Source organism: Streptomyces sp. NPDC102514 (assembly GCF_055584525.1).
Genome location: NZ_JBVJLW010000008.1, coordinates 290,033 through 309,186, shown reverse-complemented (window position 1 = coordinate 309,186; position 19,154 = coordinate 290,033). Strand labels below are relative to the sequence as shown.

General features: G+C 69.1%; 17 protein-coding genes. 6 read left to right on the top strand and 11 right to left on the bottom strand.

Annotated elements, in window-relative coordinates:
- Positions 1-2: 2 nt before the first annotated feature.
- From ACZ60E_RS22410 to fxsA, 6 genes are all read right to left on the bottom strand, one after another.
- On the bottom strand, positions 3-947 hold the full coding sequence (locus ACZ60E_RS22410) for an AAA family ATPase (RefSeq protein ID WP_469442591.1): 945 nt from the start codon (positions 945-947) through the stop codon (positions 3-5).
- Entirely contained in the window at positions 944-1,363 is a 420-nt protein-coding gene (locus tag ACZ60E_RS22405; RefSeq protein WP_469442589.1) for a CU044_2847 family protein, read from the bottom strand. The genes ACZ60E_RS22410 and ACZ60E_RS22405 overlap by 4 nt, the downstream gene beginning before the upstream one ends.
- Positions 1,364-1,485: 122 nt before the next feature.
- The gene (fxsT, locus tag ACZ60E_RS22400; protein WP_469442588.1) at positions 1,486-4,503 is read right to left on the bottom strand and encodes an FxSxx-COOH system tetratricopeptide repeat protein; all 3,018 of its coding nucleotides are present in this window, start codon (positions 4,501-4,503) and stop codon (positions 1,486-1,488) included.
- 209 nt (positions 4,504-4,712) lie between these two features.
- Positions 4,713-6,206 carry an aKG-HExxH-type peptide beta-hydroxylase gene (locus ACZ60E_RS22395; protein ID WP_469442586.1) on the bottom strand — a complete coding sequence of 498 codons (1,494 nt, stop codon included), beginning with the start codon at positions 6,204-6,206 and terminating at the stop codon, positions 4,713-4,715.
- Positions 6,203-7,459 (bottom strand): FxsB family cyclophane-forming radical SAM/SPASM peptide maturase, encoded by a 1,257-nt coding sequence (locus tag ACZ60E_RS22390; RefSeq protein ID WP_469442584.1) that lies wholly within the window; start codon positions 7,457-7,459, stop codon positions 6,203-6,205. Before ACZ60E_RS22390 ends, ACZ60E_RS22395 begins: the two co-directional genes overlap by 4 nt.
- A gap of 251 nt (positions 7,460-7,710) precedes the next feature.
- A complete protein-coding gene (gene fxsA, locus ACZ60E_RS22385) occupies positions 7,711-7,887 on the bottom strand; it encodes an FxSxx-COOH cyclophane-containing RiPP peptide (RefSeq protein ID WP_469442582.1) in 177 nt (58 codons plus the stop codon).
- A gap of 197 nt (positions 7,888-8,084) precedes the next feature.
- On the opposite strand from fxsA, the gene ACZ60E_RS22380 reads away from it, so the two are divergent.
- The 3 genes from ACZ60E_RS22380 (at position 8,085) to ACZ60E_RS22370 (ending at position 10,813) form a co-directional block, all read left to right on the top strand.
- Entirely contained in the window at positions 8,085-8,270 is a 186-nt protein-coding gene (locus ACZ60E_RS22380; protein WP_267027230.1) for a DUF6104 family protein, read from the top strand.
- Positions 8,271-8,646: 376 nt separating this feature from the next.
- Positions 8,647-9,696: a DUF4097 family beta strand repeat-containing protein gene (locus ACZ60E_RS22375; protein WP_469442580.1), complete on the top strand. Its 1,050-nt coding sequence runs from the start codon at positions 8,647-8,649 to the stop codon at positions 9,694-9,696.
- A 1-nt stretch (position 9,697) separates the two neighbouring features.
- Positions 9,698-10,813, top strand: coding sequence for a PadR family transcriptional regulator (locus ACZ60E_RS22370; protein ID WP_469442578.1), 1,116 nt, complete (start codon positions 9,698-9,700; stop codon positions 10,811-10,813).
- Between the two features lie 49 nt (positions 10,814-10,862).
- Here ACZ60E_RS22370 and ACZ60E_RS22365 read toward each other — a convergent pair whose 3' ends face one another.
- From ACZ60E_RS22365 to ACZ60E_RS22350, 4 genes are all read right to left on the bottom strand, one after another.
- Positions 10,863-11,471 (bottom strand): Clp protease N-terminal domain-containing protein, encoded by a 609-nt coding sequence (locus tag ACZ60E_RS22365; RefSeq protein ID WP_469442576.1) that lies wholly within the window; start codon positions 11,469-11,471, stop codon positions 10,863-10,865.
- The gene (locus tag ACZ60E_RS22360; protein ID WP_107021356.1) at positions 11,471-11,680 is read right to left on the bottom strand and encodes a helix-turn-helix domain-containing protein; all 210 of its coding nucleotides are present in this window, start codon (positions 11,678-11,680) and stop codon (positions 11,471-11,473) included. The genes ACZ60E_RS22365 and ACZ60E_RS22360 overlap by 1 nt, the downstream gene beginning before the upstream one ends.
- Positions 11,681-11,787: 107 nt before the next feature.
- A complete protein-coding gene (locus tag ACZ60E_RS22355; protein ID WP_469442575.1) occupies positions 11,788-12,753 on the bottom strand; it encodes a zinc-binding dehydrogenase in 966 nt (321 codons plus the stop codon).
- A 514-nt stretch (positions 12,754-13,267) separates the two neighbouring features.
- On the bottom strand, positions 13,268-14,491 hold the full coding sequence (locus ACZ60E_RS22350; protein ID WP_384803340.1) for an NAD(P)-dependent malic enzyme: 1,224 nt from the start codon (positions 14,489-14,491) through the stop codon (positions 13,268-13,270).
- A gap of 659 nt (positions 14,492-15,150) precedes the next feature.
- On the opposite strand from ACZ60E_RS22350, the gene ACZ60E_RS22345 reads away from it, so the two are divergent.
- The 3 genes from ACZ60E_RS22345 to ACZ60E_RS22335 are packed head-to-tail and all read left to right on the top strand — an operon-like array spanning position 15,151 to position 17,897.
- Positions 15,151-16,113, top strand: coding sequence for an ABC transporter substrate-binding protein (locus tag ACZ60E_RS22345; protein ID WP_384803343.1), 963 nt, complete (start codon positions 15,151-15,153; stop codon positions 16,111-16,113).
- Between the two features lie 33 nt (positions 16,114-16,146).
- Positions 16,147-17,091 (top strand): amino acid ABC transporter permease, encoded by a 945-nt coding sequence (locus tag ACZ60E_RS22340; protein ID WP_384803346.1) that lies wholly within the window; start codon positions 16,147-16,149, stop codon positions 17,089-17,091.
- A gap of 53 nt (positions 17,092-17,144) precedes the next feature.
- Positions 17,145-17,897 carry an amino acid ABC transporter ATP-binding protein gene (locus ACZ60E_RS22335; RefSeq protein WP_210890593.1) on the top strand — a complete coding sequence of 251 codons (753 nt, stop codon included), beginning with the start codon at positions 17,145-17,147 and terminating at the stop codon, positions 17,895-17,897.
- Between the two features lie 423 nt (positions 17,898-18,320).
- Here the strand turns inward: ACZ60E_RS22335 and ACZ60E_RS22330 are convergent, their stop codons facing one another.
- Positions 18,321-19,079: a class I SAM-dependent methyltransferase gene (locus ACZ60E_RS22330; RefSeq protein WP_469442571.1), complete on the bottom strand. Its 759-nt coding sequence runs from the start codon at positions 19,077-19,079 to the stop codon at positions 18,321-18,323.
- Positions 19,080-19,154: the final 75 nt, after the last annotated feature.

The following is a 19,154-nucleotide window of genomic DNA, read 5'->3' as shown; positions in this document are numbered from 1 at the left end:
TCTCAGCCCGCGTCGAAGAGGTCCTTGACACGGGCCTCGTCGTCGGGAGCCCACTCGAACGTGCCGCCGTGGGCGGTCTCGGGCCTGCGGTGCCGGAACGCCATCGGCAGGACCCGGAGAAGGTGGCCCGGTTCCACGCCGTCCGCCTCCTCCAGCGCCGCCAGCGCACGGGCCGCCCTGGTCGCGACGATCTCTCCGCGCTGTCCGACGGCATCCACCCGCTGGGCCACCCGGGCACAGAGTCTGACCACCTCGTCCGGCACCTTCATCGTGCCCACCCGGCTCCTGGCACCTTCCAGCCGTTCACGGGTGACGGCGTTGTCCCGTGCGGCCTCCTCCAGCCAGGGCGACTCCTCCTTCTGGTGCTCCTCCTCGAAGGCCAGCACGGTCTTTATCGTCCGGTGCCGGGTGTCCGAGTCCTGGTGCTGCGCGGCGACCATGAGTCCAAACCTGTCGAGCAACTGCGGCCGCAGCCAGCCCTCTTCGGGGTTCATCGTGCCCACCAGACCGAAGGAGACGTGTTTGGCGTTGGCCAGGCCCTCCCGCTGCACGGACAGCACGCCGGTGGAGACGACATCGAGAATGACGTTGACGAGGTGGTCGTCGAGCAGGTTGACCTCGTCTATGTACAGAAGCCCTTTTCCGGCCGCCTCTTCGAGGAGTCCCGGCTGCGGGCGGGCCTCGCCCCGCATCAGCGCTTCCAGCTCCCAGCCACCGACCACCCGGTCGTCGGTGGCGTTGATGGGGAGGGTGACGGGCAGCTCCGCGTGCGCCATCAGTGCGAAGGCCCGCACGATCGTGGACTTGGCGGTGCCCCGCGCCCCGGCCATCAGGACCCCGCCGATACGAGGCGCCACGTAGTTCAGTTCCAGCGCCAGCTTGAGATCGTTCTGCCCCACCACCCGGCTGTAGGGAAGGATGCGTATGGCTCCGGTCGTACGGCTCACGAGTCGGTTCCCCCTTCGCTGCCCGGTAACGTCTCGGCCTGGGCGGCGGTCCGCCACCGGAACGTGACCTGCAGCTGCGCTTCGGCCTTGCTGCTGACCAAGGCCGCCATGCCCGCGTCGACCTTGATGGACAACTGCATCTCGATCTCGTCCGGTCGCAGGTCGTCCGTCAGTTCGGCGAACCGGCCGACGGCCTGTGCGGCGCACCGCCGGGCCAGCTCCAACCCGTCCGTGTAGGCGTCGTGGGTCACCTCCATCACACGCTGGGTGACCCGGCCCCTGACCTTCTCGTCCCCGTAGACGGCCGCGAGACCGCCGTCGGGGCCGTCCTCGGCGTCCGGATCGAGGTTCACCTCGACCTGGACGGGGATGGGTCCGTCCGCGCCCGCCGGAACGGGGCCCACCAGAATCACCACATGTCCCCCCGGTGACAACTCTCCGGATTTCTGCGGGTGTTGGCTGTTGGTTCTTGGACGGGAACTGGCTTCATTCCCCGGTACGTATGAAGATATACGTCGACGCAGTCACTTCCCCCAGCTCACGAGGAGTACAGCTCGAAGTCCCAGAAAGGCCGTCTGCGGGAACGGGCCGACACGACCCGGGGGTGCTGGACGTCGAATGAGGCGGTCAGATCCGACAGCGCTTCCTGTTCGACCTTGTCGGCCTGCTGACCGCGCCTGAGGCCCCGCAGATCGTCCGCGAAGGCGACACGCGCGCAGAGCGTCAGCGGGTGAGTACGCCCCAGAGCCGCGGTGGCCCTGTCGACGATGTCAGCGCTGAGTTCGGCAGCCCCGTCGAAGTCGCCCATGGCCTGGCGTACCCCCGAGGCGTTGACGGCACAGCCCATGACCCAGGGATGGTCCTCGCCCACGGCCGCCGTCAGGCCGGCCAGCGACTGCTCGGCCAGTGCGTGCGCCAGATCGCGTTCGCCCACGTCATAAAGGATCACTGAGTGGTTTGTGCGGGCCCCGGCGATGTAAGGGTGCGTGTCGGGGAGCATCACCTCGTAACGGGCGATCACGGACTCGCTTGCGGCGCGCGCCTCGTCGATGTCGCCTTCCCGACGGGCGAAACAGCTGTGGCTGGAGGTGATGAGCAGGGTGGTTGGATGCGTCTCCCCCAATGCGCGCTCGCTACGTTCCCGCAGCTCGGCCATGAGCGTCCCACCTTTTCGACGATCACCGCCGTCGTACAGGCACCGTGCCAGATTGTGTTCGGCCAGGAGAGTCTGTTCGTGGTTCGACCCCACGGCCTTCCTCAGTTCACGAACGTTCTTCTGCTGGATCGATCCGGCCTGTTTGTAGTCACCCAGCAGGCGAAGGTCCGTCGCGTAGTAGCTCTCGGAGTACAGCGTCTCCGCGTGCTCCGCACCCCGCTTCTGCCGCCGCTCCTCCCACGTGCGCCGGTCCTGGTCCCGTGCCTGTTCGTACCGGCCGAGGAGCCGCAGGGAAACCGCAAGGTTGTTCTCGGCACGCAGAGTCGTCTCGGAGTTGTCGCTCAGCGCGCTGCGGCACATCGGAACGAGCCATTCGCAGAGTTGCAGTGCCTCCTCGTACCGGGCGAGACCGCGCAGGTCCGCCGCCAGTCCGTTGGCGGCTTTCAAATGCGCCAGCGAGTCCGCTCCCTGCTCCCCCTTCAGATACTCCACGGCTGCGCGCGCGACGGCTTCCGACTGCTGATAATTACCTACCACACGCAAGAGATTCGTGTAATGATGCGCCGCTTCCCACACCCTCGGGTGATTCTCACCGAGGAGTGCGCGCCATGCCTCCATGGCACGCTCGCCGAGTTCGAGGCCGGCCGCGTACTCACCCGAGCGGTACATGTAGCGCAGGCTGTTGAGGATGAGGAGCTGCGCCCCGCGGTCCTTGCTCCCCAGGACGTCCGCGTATTTGAGATGCGGTACGAGCTGGGCGTAGGTGTCCCACGACAAGCGCTTGTCCGGAGATCGCGGATCGGCCGTCACCAACGCCCTCCGCACCACGTCGATGAAGAGTTCGCGATCTTCGTCCGGCATGTTCTGGCGCACGATCTGGTGGACCATCCGGTGGAGATAGAAGGTTTCGTCCCAGGTACTGGCCTCGTCGGCGTCGACCGGCCTGAATTCCTCGGGAATGACGGAGTAACGCTGCAATTGGCCGACCGCTTTGTCCCACAGCTGCGGATCGTCCAGCAGGTTGGCCACACGCTCGGGCAGACGGTCGGTCGGCACCTGCCTCAGCAGACTCACGGGAATGAGTCCCGGCGCGAAGAACGAGCACAACCGCAACAGGTCGACCGATTCCGGAACGGCCTCGTACAGCTTGCCCAGGAGTATCGACCAAGCCCGCTGGAAGGGCATCGGAAAATCGGGGGACACCCTCACCACGTCCTGATCGATGCTCCCCTCCAGCAGGTCGATGTACCGCGCGACCGACATGTCGGAGTCGTTGAGCCAACCCGCCGTCTGGTCCAGCACCAACGGCAGATCCTCCAGCGCTTCCGCGAGCTGTCCCGCTTCGACCCTCGTCAGCCGGGGGGCTCGCCGACTGACGAAGGCCACCGACTCCGCACGGTCGTACACCGGCACTTCCAGCAGCCGACTGTTGTGTTCCCGCCATCGCGGGTTGCGGGACGTGATCAGGACGTGGCCGGTGCCGGTCGGTACGAGACCCGAGATCTCCTCCGGCTCGTCGGCACCGTCCAGCACAAGCAGCCATTTCGCGTAGGGGTCGCCCCGCCGCAGCGAGGTACGCACCGCTCGCAGCCTCTCGCCGTAGTCGGCGCCGGTGGACAGTCCGAGTCTCGGCGCGAGTTCCGCCAGAGCGCGCCGGTACCCCGGGCGCTTCTCGGCACGCACCCACCAGACCACGTCGTACTCCACACGGAACCGGTACACGAACTCCGCGGCCAGCTGGGTCTTGCCCACGCCGGGCATACCGTGGAAGGTCACGACGCCCGCGCCCGGCTCGGCGCCCTGCAGCACCCGGTACGCCTCGTTCAACAAGTCCTCGCGCCCGGTGAAGCGCGTGTTGCGGCGCGGCACTGTCGGGCCCCAGATCTCCGGAGTTGCGGTCGGGAAGCGCGGCGTCCGCCGCCCATCGGCGAGGTCCACCGGAGGCCTGCGGAGCAGGTCGAGGCAGTCGAGCCGGTCGAACACCCGCCTCTCGGCTTCCTCGGGCCCCACGTTGAGATCCGGCGCGGCGAACACGGCGGTCGCCGTGGGCACCGGTTCCGTGGTGACGGCGACCGCGGCGAACCGGTCCGGATCAGGAGCCACCACCTCGCGGAGCGCCGCGTTCCACTCCTCGTGGGTTCTCGGCCCGAGCTGGAAGTACCACTTACTGAGGACGATGAGGATGCGCCCCGGAGCGAGCGTCAGGTCCCTCAGGTGTTCCACCAGGACGACTTCCCGGGATCCCACCCAGCGCTGGTACACGACATGCAGTCCGCGGCGCTCCAGCACGTGACCGATCCAGGCAGCCCAAGCGCGGTCGTAGCCCGCGAAACTGATCGTGACGGACTGTTCGCGGGCATGCCTGTCGGCCGGTACGGCCGACCCGCGGCTTTCAGACATGCAGCGGCCTCCCCCGCGATTCAAAACGCCCACTCTAGACGCGCATGAGGCCAACCAATAGGCCTATTTTCAGCGCGACTTGACCACTTGAGTGCTCCGGTTGCACATTCTTGAGCGGATCACCCATGGGTATCATTTTGCATCCATTTATCAACCAATTGTGACTCTTTAAAACACTTCACGTCGTTTTGATCGCACCCATTGTCCGCTCATTCGGAGGGCGCACGGGAGCGAAGCCAGAGCGCGCGAGCGGTATTCACGGCCGCCTCGGCTCTGATCCGGGCACCGCGGGGAGGAGGGTTCTCGCCCATCCGCTCACATTCGCCGGCCAACTGGTCGACCAGCCGACGCCCCCACGACGTGAGGGAGTCCGCCTCGGCGACCACCGGCAGCGTCACCCGCACCTGCTCCCGATAGCGGGCGTGTTCCCGCCAGGCCGCCTCTCTCTGCCCGGGACGGGCGGCGACGGTCAGCGCGCACCTCTGGAAGAAGTCCGCGAGCGCCACATGGCTGTACACCCCCTGCAGCAGTCCGTCGTACGGCCTGGGATCCGGGCGCCACGGAGCGAAGTACCGTTCCTGCGGACCTTCCCGATGCAAGACCACCATGTCGCTCAGAGCGGCGAGCTTGGCGTGCTGCACCTCGTGCACGAGGGTCGCCGCAAAAGTGGCCGGCGTCGGCGGCGTACTGCTGAGTACGGCACCGAAAGCCTCCCTCCGGGTCCCGCTGCAGCTCCCTGCCGCTCGGCCCTGGACCTCGGGGTCCGGCGGCGCGACCAGCGGCACCAAACAGCGCAGGAGCGCAACGACCTCCGTCACCCGGTGCTCGCCTCCGAGCCGAAGCATCGCAAGCACCCCCGACCAGGAACGGAGCCACCGCTCACGGTCCGCTCCGTCAAGGGTCGCCGGTCCGCTCAGTCCTTGACTGCGAAGGTCGCCCTGCGCCATGCGGTAGGGATCGAGGTCGTCGAGGGGTACGGAGGCGGAGGCGGAGCCGGGCAGCAGGCTCGGCAAGCTGTAGGCCGGGGCCCAGGACTCGGCCCGGGAGTGGGTGGCCGCGCCGGCGCCGGGGTCCGCACCGCTCTTCGCGTCGTGCACCACGACATCGGCGCAGCCGCGTCGGCGAAGGACCGTACGGCCGTCGCGGTGGACGACGCCCACAGCCCCGTCCCCGGGCTCGACCGTGCGCAGCGCCCCCAGCGACGGCAGGTGCAGCGCGCCTTCTGTCGCGGTCAGCCGCACGGAAAAGGGCACCCCCGCCCGTACCGCGGCCGCCGCGGCGAGCGCGCTGAAGTGGGCGAGGCCGCGGCGCACGGTATCGGCCTGCTGTCGACGCGCCGCGCGGGAGGCCGGTACCGCGCCGAGTGCGCGCAGGCAGCTCCGGCCCCACGGGCCGACAAGGGGGTACAGGAGCAGAGTTCGGGCGGGAGACAGACGGACGCCGCCCCTCTCACCGTGCGCCGGAACTTCCGCCCTCAGCTCCCTGTCCGCCTCCTCCAGCAACGTCCAGTCCTCCCTCAGCCTGTCGCGCAGCTGCGCAGGGCACACCTCCGGGTCGGCCGCGTCGACGGCGTCCAGGATCGCCCGGAGCAGGAGCAGGCGTCGCAGGTGCTGGTCTCGTTGCAGAAGGGCGAGCGTGTCGGGCCCGCCTGCCGTACGGCCCAGTTCGCTCAAGGCCCGCTCGGTCAGCACCGACGGGATCAAGGCGCGTCTCCTCCGTGAACGTCCGGATCGGTCAGGACGCGGTCCGATGCCGTCGCTGTTGCTGCCGTCGCTGTTGCCGTCGCGGTCGCGAGTCGCTGGGCCACATGCCGGATGAAGCGTTGCAAATCGTGACAGTAGACAGAAGGGTTGGCGAAGCCCTCCCCCGCGCGGTAACGATGGGCATAGTGGCCGCCGCCGCACACCGCGAGCAGAGGGCAGGCCCGGCAGTCGGCCGCCAGCCCCGCGGCACCCGCCTGCCGGGCCGCGACGCCGGGATGAAGCAGCGCTTCGTCGAAACCGTGCCGGAAGACGTCGAGGCCCGTCCGGGCCGCGCCGTCGAATGCGGACTTCAGGGAATCGACCTGTTCGATGCTTCCGTCGGTCTCGACGACCACGGCGTCGAACGGGGCGAGCCCCAGCGACTCGGTGGCCGCGGGCAGCCCCATGAGCAGGGCGATGCATTCCTCGAAGAGACGCACCCGGGTCTCCTTGCGCCGACCGGCCCACCACCGGTCGAAGACAGCGCACAACCAGTCGCCGTACGGCGTCCGTACCGGATGGAGGCCGTCCCCACCCGCCTCGGGCTCGATGTGGGGCGGTGGAGCGGACCAGTTCCCGTGCGGCAGCAGCAGGTCGAGGGCCGGGGGGCGCAGGGCGAGCAGGGACTCGTAGACGACGACGGGATCGGTGAGCGGGTCGACCACCGTCAGCACGCCGGCGTACGCATCCCGATGGTGATCGGCGAGCAGACGCGCGCCACGCACCGCGGCCTGCCAGGACGGGCGGCCGGAGTGGTCGACACGTTGGGCGTTGTGCGCGGGCAGCCCCCCGTCGAGGCTGATGCCGATGCTGATGCCGTGGCGGGCGAGCACCCCCACCCGGTGTGCGGTCAAGAGGGTCGCGTTGGTCTGCACGGTCGGGTGCACCGCACAGGCCCGGGGGACGCTGCGGCGGACACGGGAAGTGAAACGGACGAGCGTGTCCACCCCTGCGAGAAGGGGTTCACCGCCGTGCAGAACCAGGGAGAGCGCGGTCAGCCCATGTACGGCCGCGTGCTCCCCGATGCGATACGCGGCCTGCTCCAGCACATCGGGCGGCGTAGCGGCCGGCCGGTCCCTGTAGCCGCCGTCGGGGCCTTCGAAGAGGTAACAGTAACGGCAGGCGAGATTGCACCGACCGTGAACTTTCACGATGAACTGCCGAAATGGTACGGCTGAGACATGTGCCGGTGTGGGAATCACTTGGCCGTCCACCGCGCCACCCCCAAAGTGTCGGCTTCTCTCCCCGCGTCCCGTTCTCCCCGCGTCCCGTGATGCCGCCTCGCCCTTTGCTGTCGCGGCACCGAAGGCCGCGACAGCAATTACTCTTCGCGAGTGACCTCGGCAGCGTCATTCCCGCCGCCTTTGCCATGACAAACGCAACCCTGTCGAACCTGTCCGGTTCAACCGACGGATCGACCGGAACCGGCAGGTACGACCGGGGCCTTCACGACTCACACGGCGCCTCAGAAAGCGTTGTTGAACCCCCACAGCACCTCGCTCGGCTGCTCCGCCCTCTCCCGGAGTTCCGCCAGCACCTCGGCGAGCACAGGATGGTCGATCGCCCTCAGTTCCGCGAGCCCCATCGCGAGAAGATCCGGCAGCGGCGCCTCGGCCCCCTGTGCGTCGTCCTGTTCGCCCATCCCCTGACTCCCTCCTTCCGGTCCACGGCGTCACACCGTGACCGGTGGTGGCGGCCGGGCCGTCTTCGAGGCCCTACCGTCCCGTAGGACATACCCAACCGGCGCGGCGGGCATCGAGCCAGTGTGCTCCAGAAGCCCGGACGCGCTCCGCCTATCCTGCTGTACAGACTTTCAGCGAGGACGACGGAGCACTACGCATGTACTTCACCGACCGCGGTATCGAGGAACTTGAGAAGCGGCGCGGCCAGGAAGAGGTCACTTTCGAGTGGCTCGCCGAGCAACTGCGCACTTTCGTCGACCTCAACCCGGACTTCGAGATCCCAGTGGAACGCCTGGCAACCTGGCTGGCCCGCCTGGACGACGAGGACGAGGACGACGAGTAACCCCCCTTCGCTTCAGCCCGCCCGACGACCACCCAGCCGGTCCGACGACCACCCAGCCCGTCCGGCGTTTGAGGACGAGCGCGCAGCGCGATCAGGGGGCGAGGGGGCGCAGCCCCCATGCGTGGACGGGAATGGGAAGGGGCGGCGGGGGCGAGAAACATCCGGTCGCGATATGGCGGGACGTCCCCGCTGCGGAGCAGCAGCCCCGGCCTTCGACGGACGTCACGAGATCGAATTATCCACATTTAGCGCCATTGGCAGCCTGCAGATCACCAGAACGAGTGCCTTGACTTCCGACATCCGCGATATATCGTGTCTATCAGAAGACGCGATATGGCGCGTCGTCGTGTACGCCCCTGCCGAGGAGGTCAGCACCATGTCCGAGTGGTCCGTCGCAGAGCCAAGGAAGCTCACATTCGACGAACCGGTGACGGCTCTCCACGTACGCATCGCCAGCGGCACGGTGAACGTGGTGGGGATCGACGAGGGCCCCGCCCACCTCGAAGTCTCCTCGATAGAGGGACCGCCCCTGATGGTCACGCAGGAGGACGGCACCCTGACGGTCGCGTACGAGGACCTGCCCTGGAAGGGGTTCCTCAAGTGGCTCGACCGCAAGGGCTGGCGCCGCAGCGCGGTGGTCTCCCTGGCCGTACCCGCCCGCACACGCGTAGAGGTGGGCGTCGTCAGCGCCACCGCCGTGGTCTCCGGCATCGACGGCCGCGCGGTGGTGAAGGGCATCTCCGGCGACACCACACTCGTGGGACTCTCGGGCCCGGTCCGCGCGGACACAGTGTCGGGGAACGTGGAGGTCCAGGCCCTCACCGGCGACCTCCGGCTCAACTCCATCTCGGGCGACCTGACCGTCATCGACGGCTCCAGCCGGTCCGTGCGGGTCGACTCGGTCAGCGGCTCCGTGATCGTCGACCTCGACCCGGCCGGCCGGTCCAGCGACATACGGCTGACCAGCATCTCGGGCGAGATCGCCGTCCGCCTGCCGCATCCGGCGGACGCGGAGGTCGAGGTGGACTCGGCGAGCGGAACGGTCTCCAGCGCCTTCGAGGACCTGCGGATCGACGGCCGGTGGGGCGCCAAGAAGATCACCGGCAGGCTCGGCGCGGGGAACGGCCGCCTGAAGGCGACCACCGTCTCCGGTTCGATCGCCCTGCTGCGCAGGCCCCCCGCGGAGGACGAGCCGTGGGACGAGGAAGTGGATTTCAAGAAGAGGGCGGACGTCGGAGAGGATGGTCCACGGGACGCGGACGCGGCTCCCACCCCATCAGGAACCGGACCCGCCTCCGGGACGCCCGCGTCAGCCACCCCCTCCACCCCCGCTCAACGCCCACCCTCCGACGTCTCCGGCGCCGCCACCACCACTGACGCCACCGACGGATCACCCGACGGCCCGACCCACCAGAAGGGGCTCTGACATGGCTCCCGTCTTTGCCCATGGCCGCCTGCGGCTCTACCTCCTCAAGCTGCTCGAAGAGGCACCACGCCACGGTTACGAAGTGATCCGCCTCCTGGAGGAGCGCTTCCAGGGGCTGTACGCGCCGTCGGCCGGCACCGTCTATCCCCGGCTGGCCAAGCTGGAGGCCGAGGGTCTGGTCACCCACACCACCGAGGGCGGCCGGAAGGTGTACGCGATCACGGACGCCGGCCGTGCCGAGCTGGCCGACCGCAGTGGCGAACTGGCCGACCTGGAGCTGGAGATCCGCGAATCGGTCGCCGAGTTGGCCGCCGAGATCCGAGCCGACGTGCGCGGCGCCGCGGGGGATCTGCGCCGCGAGATGCGGGCCGCGGCGAGCGAGGCCCGCCAGGGTTCCGCGGGAGCCGGCGCCAAGGCCCACGGCGAACGCGAGGGCGCCAACGGCGACTTCACGGACCTCGGGGACAAGGAGGCCTGGCGCGCGGCCAAGGAGGAGATGCGTCGCGTCAAGCAGGAGTGGAAGGAGCAGGCCCGGCGGGCCAAGGACGAGAGCCGGCGGGCCCGCGAGGAGGCCACGCGGACCCGGCACCAGGCCAAGGAGGCCCAGGAGCGGGTGCGGGCGCAGGCGCAGGAGGAGCTCCAGCGCATCGCCAAGCGCGTCCAGGACCAGGTGCAGGACCACTTCACCCACGGCGACTGGCCGACGGGGGTCCGGGAGGGCCTCACCGAGCTCGCCAAGGAGTTCGGCGATTTCGGCAAGGACTTCGGCAAGGAGTTCGGGAAGGACTTCGGCTTCGGCCGGCCGGGCGCGGGATCGGGTGCCGGGACGGGGACGAGGAAGCCCGGCCAGCCCGGCCAGCCCGGTCAACCCGCTCAGCCCGACTACACGGACACTCCTGAGGACTTCCCCGCCGGTTACGAGCCCTCCTGGGCCCATGAGGACTCGACGGGCGATCCCACCCGGGACCTGGACCGCCTGCTGGACCGCTTCCGCGACGACATCCGCGACGCGGCCCGCGATCACGGGGTGACGGAGCAACAACTGCGCGATGCCCGCAGGCACCTGTCGTCGGCCGCGGCGCACATAGGTGCGGTGCTGCGGACGCCCAAGGGCTGAGCGACGGTGGAGGCGGTCCGGGAGCGGACCGCCTCGCCTCCCCTCCCCCTCAGCTCGCCTTGGCCTCTCCCCCGCCGTACAGCACGCGGCGCAGTGCCACGTAGGTCACGCCGTGGTCGGCAAGGACCTCCGACGGGACACCGGGGCGTGCGGCGAGCGCAAGGAGGAGGTGCTCGTCGCCGATGTGCCGGTCCTGCTGGGCGAGGGCCATGCGCAGGGACTCGGTGAGGACGTCTTTGGCCCCTCGCGCGAAGGGACGCCGCTGACCGACGAACCCGGCCCACCACCCCTTGCCACGCCCACCGTCGCTGCCGTCGCCCGTCGCGTTCCCTTGCGTGGCCTCCAAGGCGCCCTCGCCGTGGGCCTCCTCGACGCGGGAGACGATCGCCGAGACGTCGATGCCCAGTCCCGAGAGGGCGTCGGTGTCGGCGCGGGAGAGGCCGCCGCGGCGGCGCGCCTCGGCCAGGGCCTGCTGGACGGACTCCCTGCGGCCTCCGAGCCCCAGCGACGTCAGGGCGAACGACGCGCGGCTGGCCTCGCGGTCGAGGAGTCCCAGCAGCAGGTGCTGTTCCTCGACTGTCTCCGCGTCCAGGCGTTCGGCATGGCCGACCGCGCCGAGGACCACCGCGCGGGCGTCCTTCGTGAACCGTTCGAACATCACTGCCTCCCGTACTTCTTGTGCACGGCCTGCCTGCTGACACCCAGTTCCGCGGCGATCTCCTGCCACGACCAACCCTGATTGCGCGCGCTGCGCACCTGCACCGCTTCGAGCTGCTCCAGGAGCCGCCGCAACGCGGTCACGGCCCGCAGTCCGATCCGCGGATCGCGGTCGCCCGCGCGCTCGGCGAGATCCGTTGCTTCGGTCATGGCGTCAACTTAGGTTGACGCGCAAAGAGTTGTCAACCCCGATTGACGGCCCGGGTTGGCGACCTGGGAGGCAGGCAAGGGCCATGGGGCGTCAGAGGGCAGGCGGGTCAGGAGGTGGCCAGCACGACCTTGCCGAAGAGTTCGCCCGACTCCATCCGCTCGAAGCCCTCGCGGGCTCGGTCCAGCGGGAGGACTTCGTCGATGACGGGGCGTACACCGGTGGCGGCGCAGAAGGAGAGGAGGTCCTCCAGTTCGTCCTTGGTGCCCATCGTGGAGCCGACGACCTTGAGTTCGAGGAAGAAGATGCGGGTCAGTTCGGCGTGCGGGGGGCGGTCACCGCTCGTGGCACCAGAGATGACCAGGGTGCCGCCCGGCTTGAGGGACTTGACCGAGTGGGACCAGGTGGCGGCGCCGACGGTCTCGATGACGGCGTCCACGCGGTGCGGCAGCCGGGCACCGGACTCGACGGCTTCGACGGCGCCGAGTTCCAGGGCGCGCTTGCGCTTCGCCTCGTCGCGGCTGGTGGCGAAGACGCGCAGCCCCGCGGCCTTGCCGAGCGCGATCGCGGCCGTGGCGACACCGCCGCCGGCTCCCTGGACGAGAACGGAGTCGCCGGGGCGTACACCGGCGTTGGTGAAGAGCATGCGGTACGCCGTCAGCCAGGCGGTGGGCAGACAGGCGGCCTCTTCGAAGGAGAGCTCGGCGGGCTTGGGCAGGACGTTCCAGGTGGGGACGGAGACCTGCTCCGCGAAGGTTCCCTGGTAGCGCTCGGTGAGGATGGAGCGGGGCTCCTTCGGGCCGACCCCGTGGCCCGTCTGCCCGATGACGGAGTGCAGGACGACTTCGTTGCCGTCCTCGTCGATGCCCGCGGCGTCGCAGCCGAGGATCATCGGCAGCTTGTCCTCGGCGAGGCCGACTCCGCGCAGCGACCAGAGGTCGTGGTGGTTCAGGGAGGCGGCTTTGACGTTGACGGTCGTCCAGCCGGGGCGGGAGGTGGGGGTGGGGCGGTCACCCAGTTCCAGGCCGTTGAGGGGGTGGTCGCGGTCGATGCGGGCGGCGTAGGCGGCGAACATGTGCCGACCCTAGGTTGCGGGCGCGCCTGGCGGAACGCCTTCCCCCTGTGACACGCGTCCCCCGCCGGGCCTCGCCCCCACGCGCGCCTGGGCAGCCCACGCTGCCCCCTCCCGAGCCCCAAAGATTGCGCCGTTCCCCGCGCCCCTGAGGAGCGTCGTCGGCTGACCCGCCGTCGCGGCTGGCCGCGCAGTTCCCCGCGCCCCCAGACAGACCGGGGCTGCGCCCCGGCTCTTGCCTTTTAGGGGCGCGGGGAACTGCGCGAGCAACCCAAACCCGCCCGCACGCAACACACCACCCCCACCACCCCTGCGATCTGCTGCGGGTCCATGACGATCGAGGTCGATCGAGGTCGATCGGGGCCACCGTGCCCCTGGGAGCCCGTTCTCGACATTCGCGAACGGATCGCCGTCCATCCGCCCGGACGAACCCCGGCAAGAAATTCCCCGCGCGCACGACTTCGGGCCCCGCCCACCAGGACGGGACCCGAAGCCGACAGTCGAAAAACCCGCGCGGCTAGCGCCGCGCCACGCCCTCCGCCCGTGCCGCCGCCGCGACCGCCGCGGTGACCGCCGGAGCGACCCGCTCGTCGAACGGTGACGGAATCACGTAGTCCGCGGCCAGGTCGTCCCCGACGACCGCGGCCAGCGCCTCGGCCGCCGCGATCTTCATGCCCTCGGTGATCCGGGAGGCCCGCACCTGCAGCGCTCCCGCGAAGATCCCGGGGAAGGCCAGCACGTTGTTGATCTGGTTCGGGTAGTCCGAGCGCCCGGTGGCGACGACCGCCGCGTACTTGTGGGCGACGTCGGGGTGCACCTCGGGGTTCGGGTTCGCCATGGCGAAGACGAAGGCACCCTCGGCCATGGAGGCCACGGCCGGCTCCGGCACCGTACCGCCGGAGACGCCGATGAAGACGTCGGCGCCCGCGAGCGCGGACTCCAGGGAGCCGGAGAGACCCGCCTTGTTGGTCATGACGGCGAGGTCCCGCTTGACCGGGGTCAGATCGTCCCGGTCGGTCGACACGATGCCCTTGCGGTCCGCGACGGCGACGTCCCCGAGCCCCGCCTCGAGCAGGAACTTGGCGATGGCCACCCCGGCCGCACCGGCGCCCGAGATCACGGCCCGCAGCTGGCCGAGCGAGCGCCCGGTCAGCCGTGCCGCGTTCCGCAGGGCGGCCAGCGTGACGACGGCCGTACCGTGCTGGTCGTCGTGGAAGACGGGGATGTCCAGCCGTTCCTGCAGCCGGCGCTCGATCTCGAAGCACCGGGGTGCCGAGATGTCCTCCAGGTTCACGCCGCCGAAGGACGGCGCGAGGCGCACGACGGTCTCGACGATCTCGTCGACGCCCGTGCAGTCCAGCGCGATCGGCACAGCGTCGACGCCGCCGAACTGCTTGAACAGGATCGCCTTGCCCTCCATGACGGGGAGCGAGGCCTCGGGCCCGATGTCACCGAGACCGAGCACGGCGGTCCCGTCCGTCACGACGGCGACCACGGACGACTTCCACGTGTAGTCGTGGACGAGTTCCGGCTGCTCCGCGATGGCCATGCAGACCTTCGCGACGCCGGGCGTGTACGCGAGGGACAGGTCGTCCTTGTCACGGACGGGCACGGTGGCCTGCACGGCCATCTTCCCGCCACGGTGCAGCGCGAACGCCGGGTCGAAGGAATCGAGGGGCTCCGCCCCGCCGTCCTGATCCGTACTGCTGTCGCTGCGAGGATTGACGATCTCCGCTGCCACTTTGTTTTACCCCTTAAGTCTTCTTGGTTGAGGGTTGCCGCTCCTGGTGAGGAACGGGCGGGCACCGCACGTGTCCCTGATGACTGTTAAGTACGGAACATGCGCGACGGGCGCGCCGCACACGCGCCCTGAGCCCCGGATGAGGGGTGTAAGGAACCTTCTTACCGGACGGACCGCATCGCGGACGAGTCGATAGAGCGAAGGTCACACACGGGCGGCCGAAGCTCGCGCACCGGAGGGCCGGGACCCTCATATCGCGGGGGCCGGGCTCGTATACCGGAGCGTGAAGGTCACATACCGGTGACATGACTCATGACCGAATACATCGAACAAGCCCACTTCACGAACAATCCGCCGATAGGCGCCATGGTGTCGCAAGTGCACAGATGTGGCCGCACGTACGGCGGGATCCGCAGAAGATCCTCCGGCCCTCGCGGAGGTTTTCCGCACAAGATCCGGTCGAGCCGGACCGCTTCGGTCCGGTTAGGGGGTCACCCGTTATCCGATTTTGACATGGCGGGCACCCTGAAGGGACGAGTCCGAATGGCAAGATGCCCTAATCACACGAGGTCGCGACACCCGAAGGTGTGTGTTCTCGTCGACCCATCGGCTACTGCCGACCCATCGGCAACTCCACCCACCCGCCGGAGGAACCCACCATGACCGCACGCTCCACCCGTCGTACGACCGCCGCGCAGTCCCGGATAGCCGCGGTCGGTGCGATCGCGGTCGCAGGCGCCCTGCTGCTCACCGGCTGCGGTGACCAGACCAAGGACAAGGACAGCGGCAGCTCGGACACCGCCGACTCCAGTGCGGCCCCGCTGGCCGACAAGCTGCCCAAGGCCGTCCGCGACAAGGGCGTCATCAAGGTCGGCTCGGACATCGCGTACGCGCCCGTCGAGTTCAAGGACGACTCCGGCAAGACCGTGGGCATCGACCCCGACCTCGCCGACGCCATGGGCAAGCAGCTCGGCGTGAAGTTCGAGTTCGAGAACGGCACGTTCGACACCCTGCTCACCGGCCTGCGCTCCAAGCGGTACGACATCGCGATGTCGGCGATGACGGACACCAAGGACCGCCAGGAGGGCATCGACGCCGAGACCGGCAAGAAGGTCGGCGAGGGCGTCGACTTCCTCGACTACTTCACCGCGGGTGTCTCGATCTACACCAAGCAGGGCGCCGACCAGGGCATCAAGACCTGGGACGACCTGTGCGGCAAGAAGGTCGTGGTGCAGCGCAACACCGTCTCGAACGACCTCGCCAAGGACCAGGCGAAGAAGTGTCCGGCCGGCAAGAAGCTCTCCATCGAGGCGTTCGACAACGACCAGCAGGCCCAGACCCGGCTGCGCGCCGGTGGCGCCGACGCCGGTTCCTCGGACTTCCCCGTGGCGGCGTACGCGGCGAAGACCTCGGGCGGCGGCAAGGACTTCGAGGTCGTCGGGGAGCAGGTCGAGGCCGCCCCGTACGGCATCGCGGTCGCCAAGTCGAACACCGAGCTGCGGGACGCCCTGCAGGCGGCGCTCGACGCGGTCATCAAGAACGGCGAGTACGACAAGATCATCGCGAAGTGGGGCGTCGGCGCCGGCGCCGTGAAGGAAGCCACCCTCAACGGCGGCAAGTGACCGCGTAGCCGGCGGCGCTGAAAGGCAACATCCGTGACTGTTGACATCGACAAGACGGCCGGTCCCCAGGACACTCCCCCGGGCGGCCCGGAGGCCATCAAGGCCATCCCGGTCCGGCACTACGGGCGGTACGTCTCGGCCGTCATCGCGATCGCGATCTTCGTCTCGATCATCTACGCGTTCGCCCAGGGCAAGATCAACTGGGGTGCCGTACCGGACTACTTCTTCGACGACCGCATCATCAAGGGCGTCGGCCAGACGATGCTGCTCACCGTCCTGTCGATGGTCATCGGCATCGCGGGCGGCATCCTCCTCGCGGTGATGCGCCTGTCGAAGAACCCGGTGACGTCGTCGATCGCGTGGTTCTACATCTGGTTCTTCCGGGGCACCCCGGTCCTGGTCCAGCTCGTGGTCTGGTTCAACCTGGGCCTGGTCTTCCAGTACATCAACCTCGGTCCGATCTACAAGGACTACTGGTCGAGCTTCATGACGCCGCTGCTGACGGCGCTCCTCGGGCTCGGCCTGAACGAGGCCGCGTACATGGCGGAGATCTGCCGCGCGGGTCTGCTCTCGGTCGACGAGGGCCAGTCCGAGGCCTCGCACGCCCTGGGCATGAGCCACAGCAAGACCCTGCGGCGGATCGTGATCCCGCAGGCGATGCGCGTGATCGTGCCCCCCACGGGCAACGAGGTCATCAACATGCTGAAGACGACCTCGCTGGTGTCGGTGGTCCAGTTCTCCGAACTGTTCCGGTACGCGCAGGACATCGGGCAGTCGTCGGGCGCACCCGTGGAGATGTACTTCCTGGCCGCCGCCTGGTACCTGGTCCTGACCTCGGTGCTCAGCGTCGGGCAGTACTACGTCGAGCGGTACTACGCCCGCGGTTCGAGCCGTGCGCTGCCGGCCACCCCGTTCCAGAAGATCAAGGCGAACATGCTGTCCCTGTCCAACCGCTCGGGCGGAGGAGCCAGCGCATGAGCGCCGACGCGAACCTGACGAAGAACGTGCCCGGGGCGGGCTCCGGCACGGCGATGGTGAAGGCCGAGGGCGTCCACAAGTCCTTCGGCCCGGTCGAGGTCCTCAAGGGCATCGACCTCGAAGTGAAGCCCAGCGAGGTCTTCTGCCTGATCGGCCCGTCCGGCTCGGGCAAGTCGACGTTCCTGCGGTGCATCAACCATCTGGAGAAGGTGAACGCCGGGCGGCTGTACGTCGACGGGGAGCTGGTCGGCTACCGCCAGAAGGGCGACAAGCTGTACGAGCTCAAGGACAGCGAGGTCGCGCTGAAGCGGCGGGACATCGGCATGGTGTTCCAGCGGTTCAACCTGTTCCCGCACATGACGGCGCTGGAGAACGTCATGGAGGCGCCGGTCCAGGTCAAGGGCGTGAGCAAGGCGCAGGCGCGTGAGCGGGCCGGTCAGCTCCTGGAGCGGGTCGGTCTGGCCGACAAGGCGGGGAACTACCCCTCGCAGCTCTCGGGTGGGCAGCAGCAGCGGGTCGCGATCGCGCGGGCGCTCGCGATGGAGCCGAAGCTGATGCTGTTCGACGAGCCGACGTCCGCGCTCGACCCGGAGCTGGTCGGTGACGTCCTCGACGTCATGCGCGACCTCGCGGAGTCGGGCATGACGATGGTGGTCGTCACCCACGAGATGGGCTTCGCCCGGGAGGTCGGCGATTCGCTGGTCTTCATGGACGAGGGTGTGGTGGTCGAGTCGGGCCACCCGCGGGAGGTCCTGACGAACCCGCAGCACGAACGGACGCAGTCGTTCCTGTCGAAGGTGCTTTAGCCGTCCGGCGGTCGGGCGGATACGCGGAGGGGCGGTACGGGTTTTCCCGTACCGCCCCTCCGCGTAGCGGCTACCGCCGGGTCGACGCTCACCTGCGGGTCCGGTGGGGGCTGGCCGCGTACGGCTACCGCCGGGTTGAGAGTGATCTGCGGGTCCGGTGGGGGCTGGCCGCGCAGTTCCCCGCGCCCCTGAAAGGCGGGGCTGCGCCCCTGCCTTTCAGCCTGCCGACCGGCGTGTGCTTCTCAGCCTGTCCGGCGTTTGAGGACGAGGCCGTTCAGGCCGATGCCCACCCACCCCCGCAGCCCCACCCCCACCCAGCCCGTCCGGCGTTTGAGGACGAGTGCGTAGCGCGATCAGGGGCGAGGGGCGCAGCCCCATGCAGTGACGGGGAGGGTAGGGGCGGCGGGGGCGAGGGGAAGTCGGTTACCGGACGGCCAGGACCAGCGCGTCGGACGGTGACCGCCACACCTCCCGCGCCTCCCCGAACCCCGCCGCCCGCAGGGCCCCCGCGTGCCACGAGGCAGAAGGCGTGTCCCCGTCCGCATGCTCCCCGTAGATCTCGAAGCGACGAGCCGTCGGCCCGGCGAGCACGGGGTCGGCCGCGGCCAGCGCCCACCACGACGCCCAGTCGAGCACCCCGGCGGCCTTCGCCGCCTCCATCCGCGCATGCCGCTGCGCCCGGTCCGCCGCGTTGATCAGCGGAGTCGTCTCGTCGATCATGTGGTCCGCGTTCATGAACACGCCACCCTCCCGGACGACCCCGGCGACCTGCCCGTACAGCGCCGCCAGCGGCTCACTGTGCAGCCAGTGCAGCGCGGTCGCGGTGAGGACGGCGTCGTACGACTCGTACGGCAGCAGTGAGACCCACTCGGGGTCCTTGAGGTCGGCCGTGACGAACGCGACCCGGTCGTCGCCCGCGAAAGTGCCCTCGGCGATGGTCAGGAGCGCCGGATCGAGATCAACGCCGGTACTGACCGCCTTCGGGAACCTTTCGAGGAGCCGGGCCGTGATACTTCCCGTACCGCACGCGAGGTCCAGGACCCGTGGTTCGGGGCCCACCAGAGCCTCGACCATGTCGAGCATGACCCGGAAGCGCTCCTCGCGGTCCGGGAGGTACCACTCCTGCTGCCGGTCCCAGCTCTCCTGCCACGCCTGCCAGTCGGACCCGAGGGTGGTCGTCATGTTAGCCCCTTTCGACTCCAGGATGTAATACCCTGGAAGCGCCATCAGCCATTACGTGCCCGCACCACGACCATA

Coding starts and splice junctions, on each gene's coding strand:
- fxsT (WP_469442588.1), bottom strand. CDS start 4,503: ATGTCTGAAAGCCGCGGGTCGGCCGTACCGGCCGACAGGCATGCCCGC.
- fxsA (WP_469442582.1), bottom strand. CDS start 7,887: ATGGGCGAACAGGACGACGCACAGGGGGCCGAGGCGCCGCTGCCGGAT.
- ACZ60E_RS22380 (WP_267027230.1), top strand. CDS start 8,085: ATGTACTTCACCGACCGCGGTATCGAGGAACTTGAGAAGCGGCGCGGC.
- ACZ60E_RS22375 (WP_469442580.1), top strand. CDS start 8,647: ATGTCCGAGTGGTCCGTCGCAGAGCCAAGGAAGCTCACATTCGACGAA.
- ACZ60E_RS22370 (WP_469442578.1), top strand. CDS start 9,698: ATGGCTCCCGTCTTTGCCCATGGCCGCCTGCGGCTCTACCTCCTCAAG.
- ACZ60E_RS22365 (WP_469442576.1), bottom strand. CDS start 11,471: ATGTTCGAACGGTTCACGAAGGACGCCCGCGCGGTGGTCCTCGGCGCG.
- ACZ60E_RS22360 (WP_107021356.1), bottom strand. CDS start 11,680: ATGACCGAAGCAACGGATCTCGCCGAGCGCGCGGGCGACCGCGATCCG.
- ACZ60E_RS22355 (WP_469442575.1), bottom strand. CDS start 12,753: ATGTTCGCCGCCTACGCCGCCCGCATCGACCGCGACCACCCCCTCAAC.
- ACZ60E_RS22345 (WP_384803343.1), top strand. CDS start 15,151: ATGACCGCACGCTCCACCCGTCGTACGACCGCCGCGCAGTCCCGGATA.
- ACZ60E_RS22335 (WP_210890593.1), top strand. CDS start 17,145: ATGGTGAAGGCCGAGGGCGTCCACAAGTCCTTCGGCCCGGTCGAGGTC.
- ACZ60E_RS22330 (WP_469442571.1), bottom strand. CDS start 19,079: ATGACGACCACCCTCGGGTCCGACTGGCAGGCGTGGCAGGAGAGCTGG.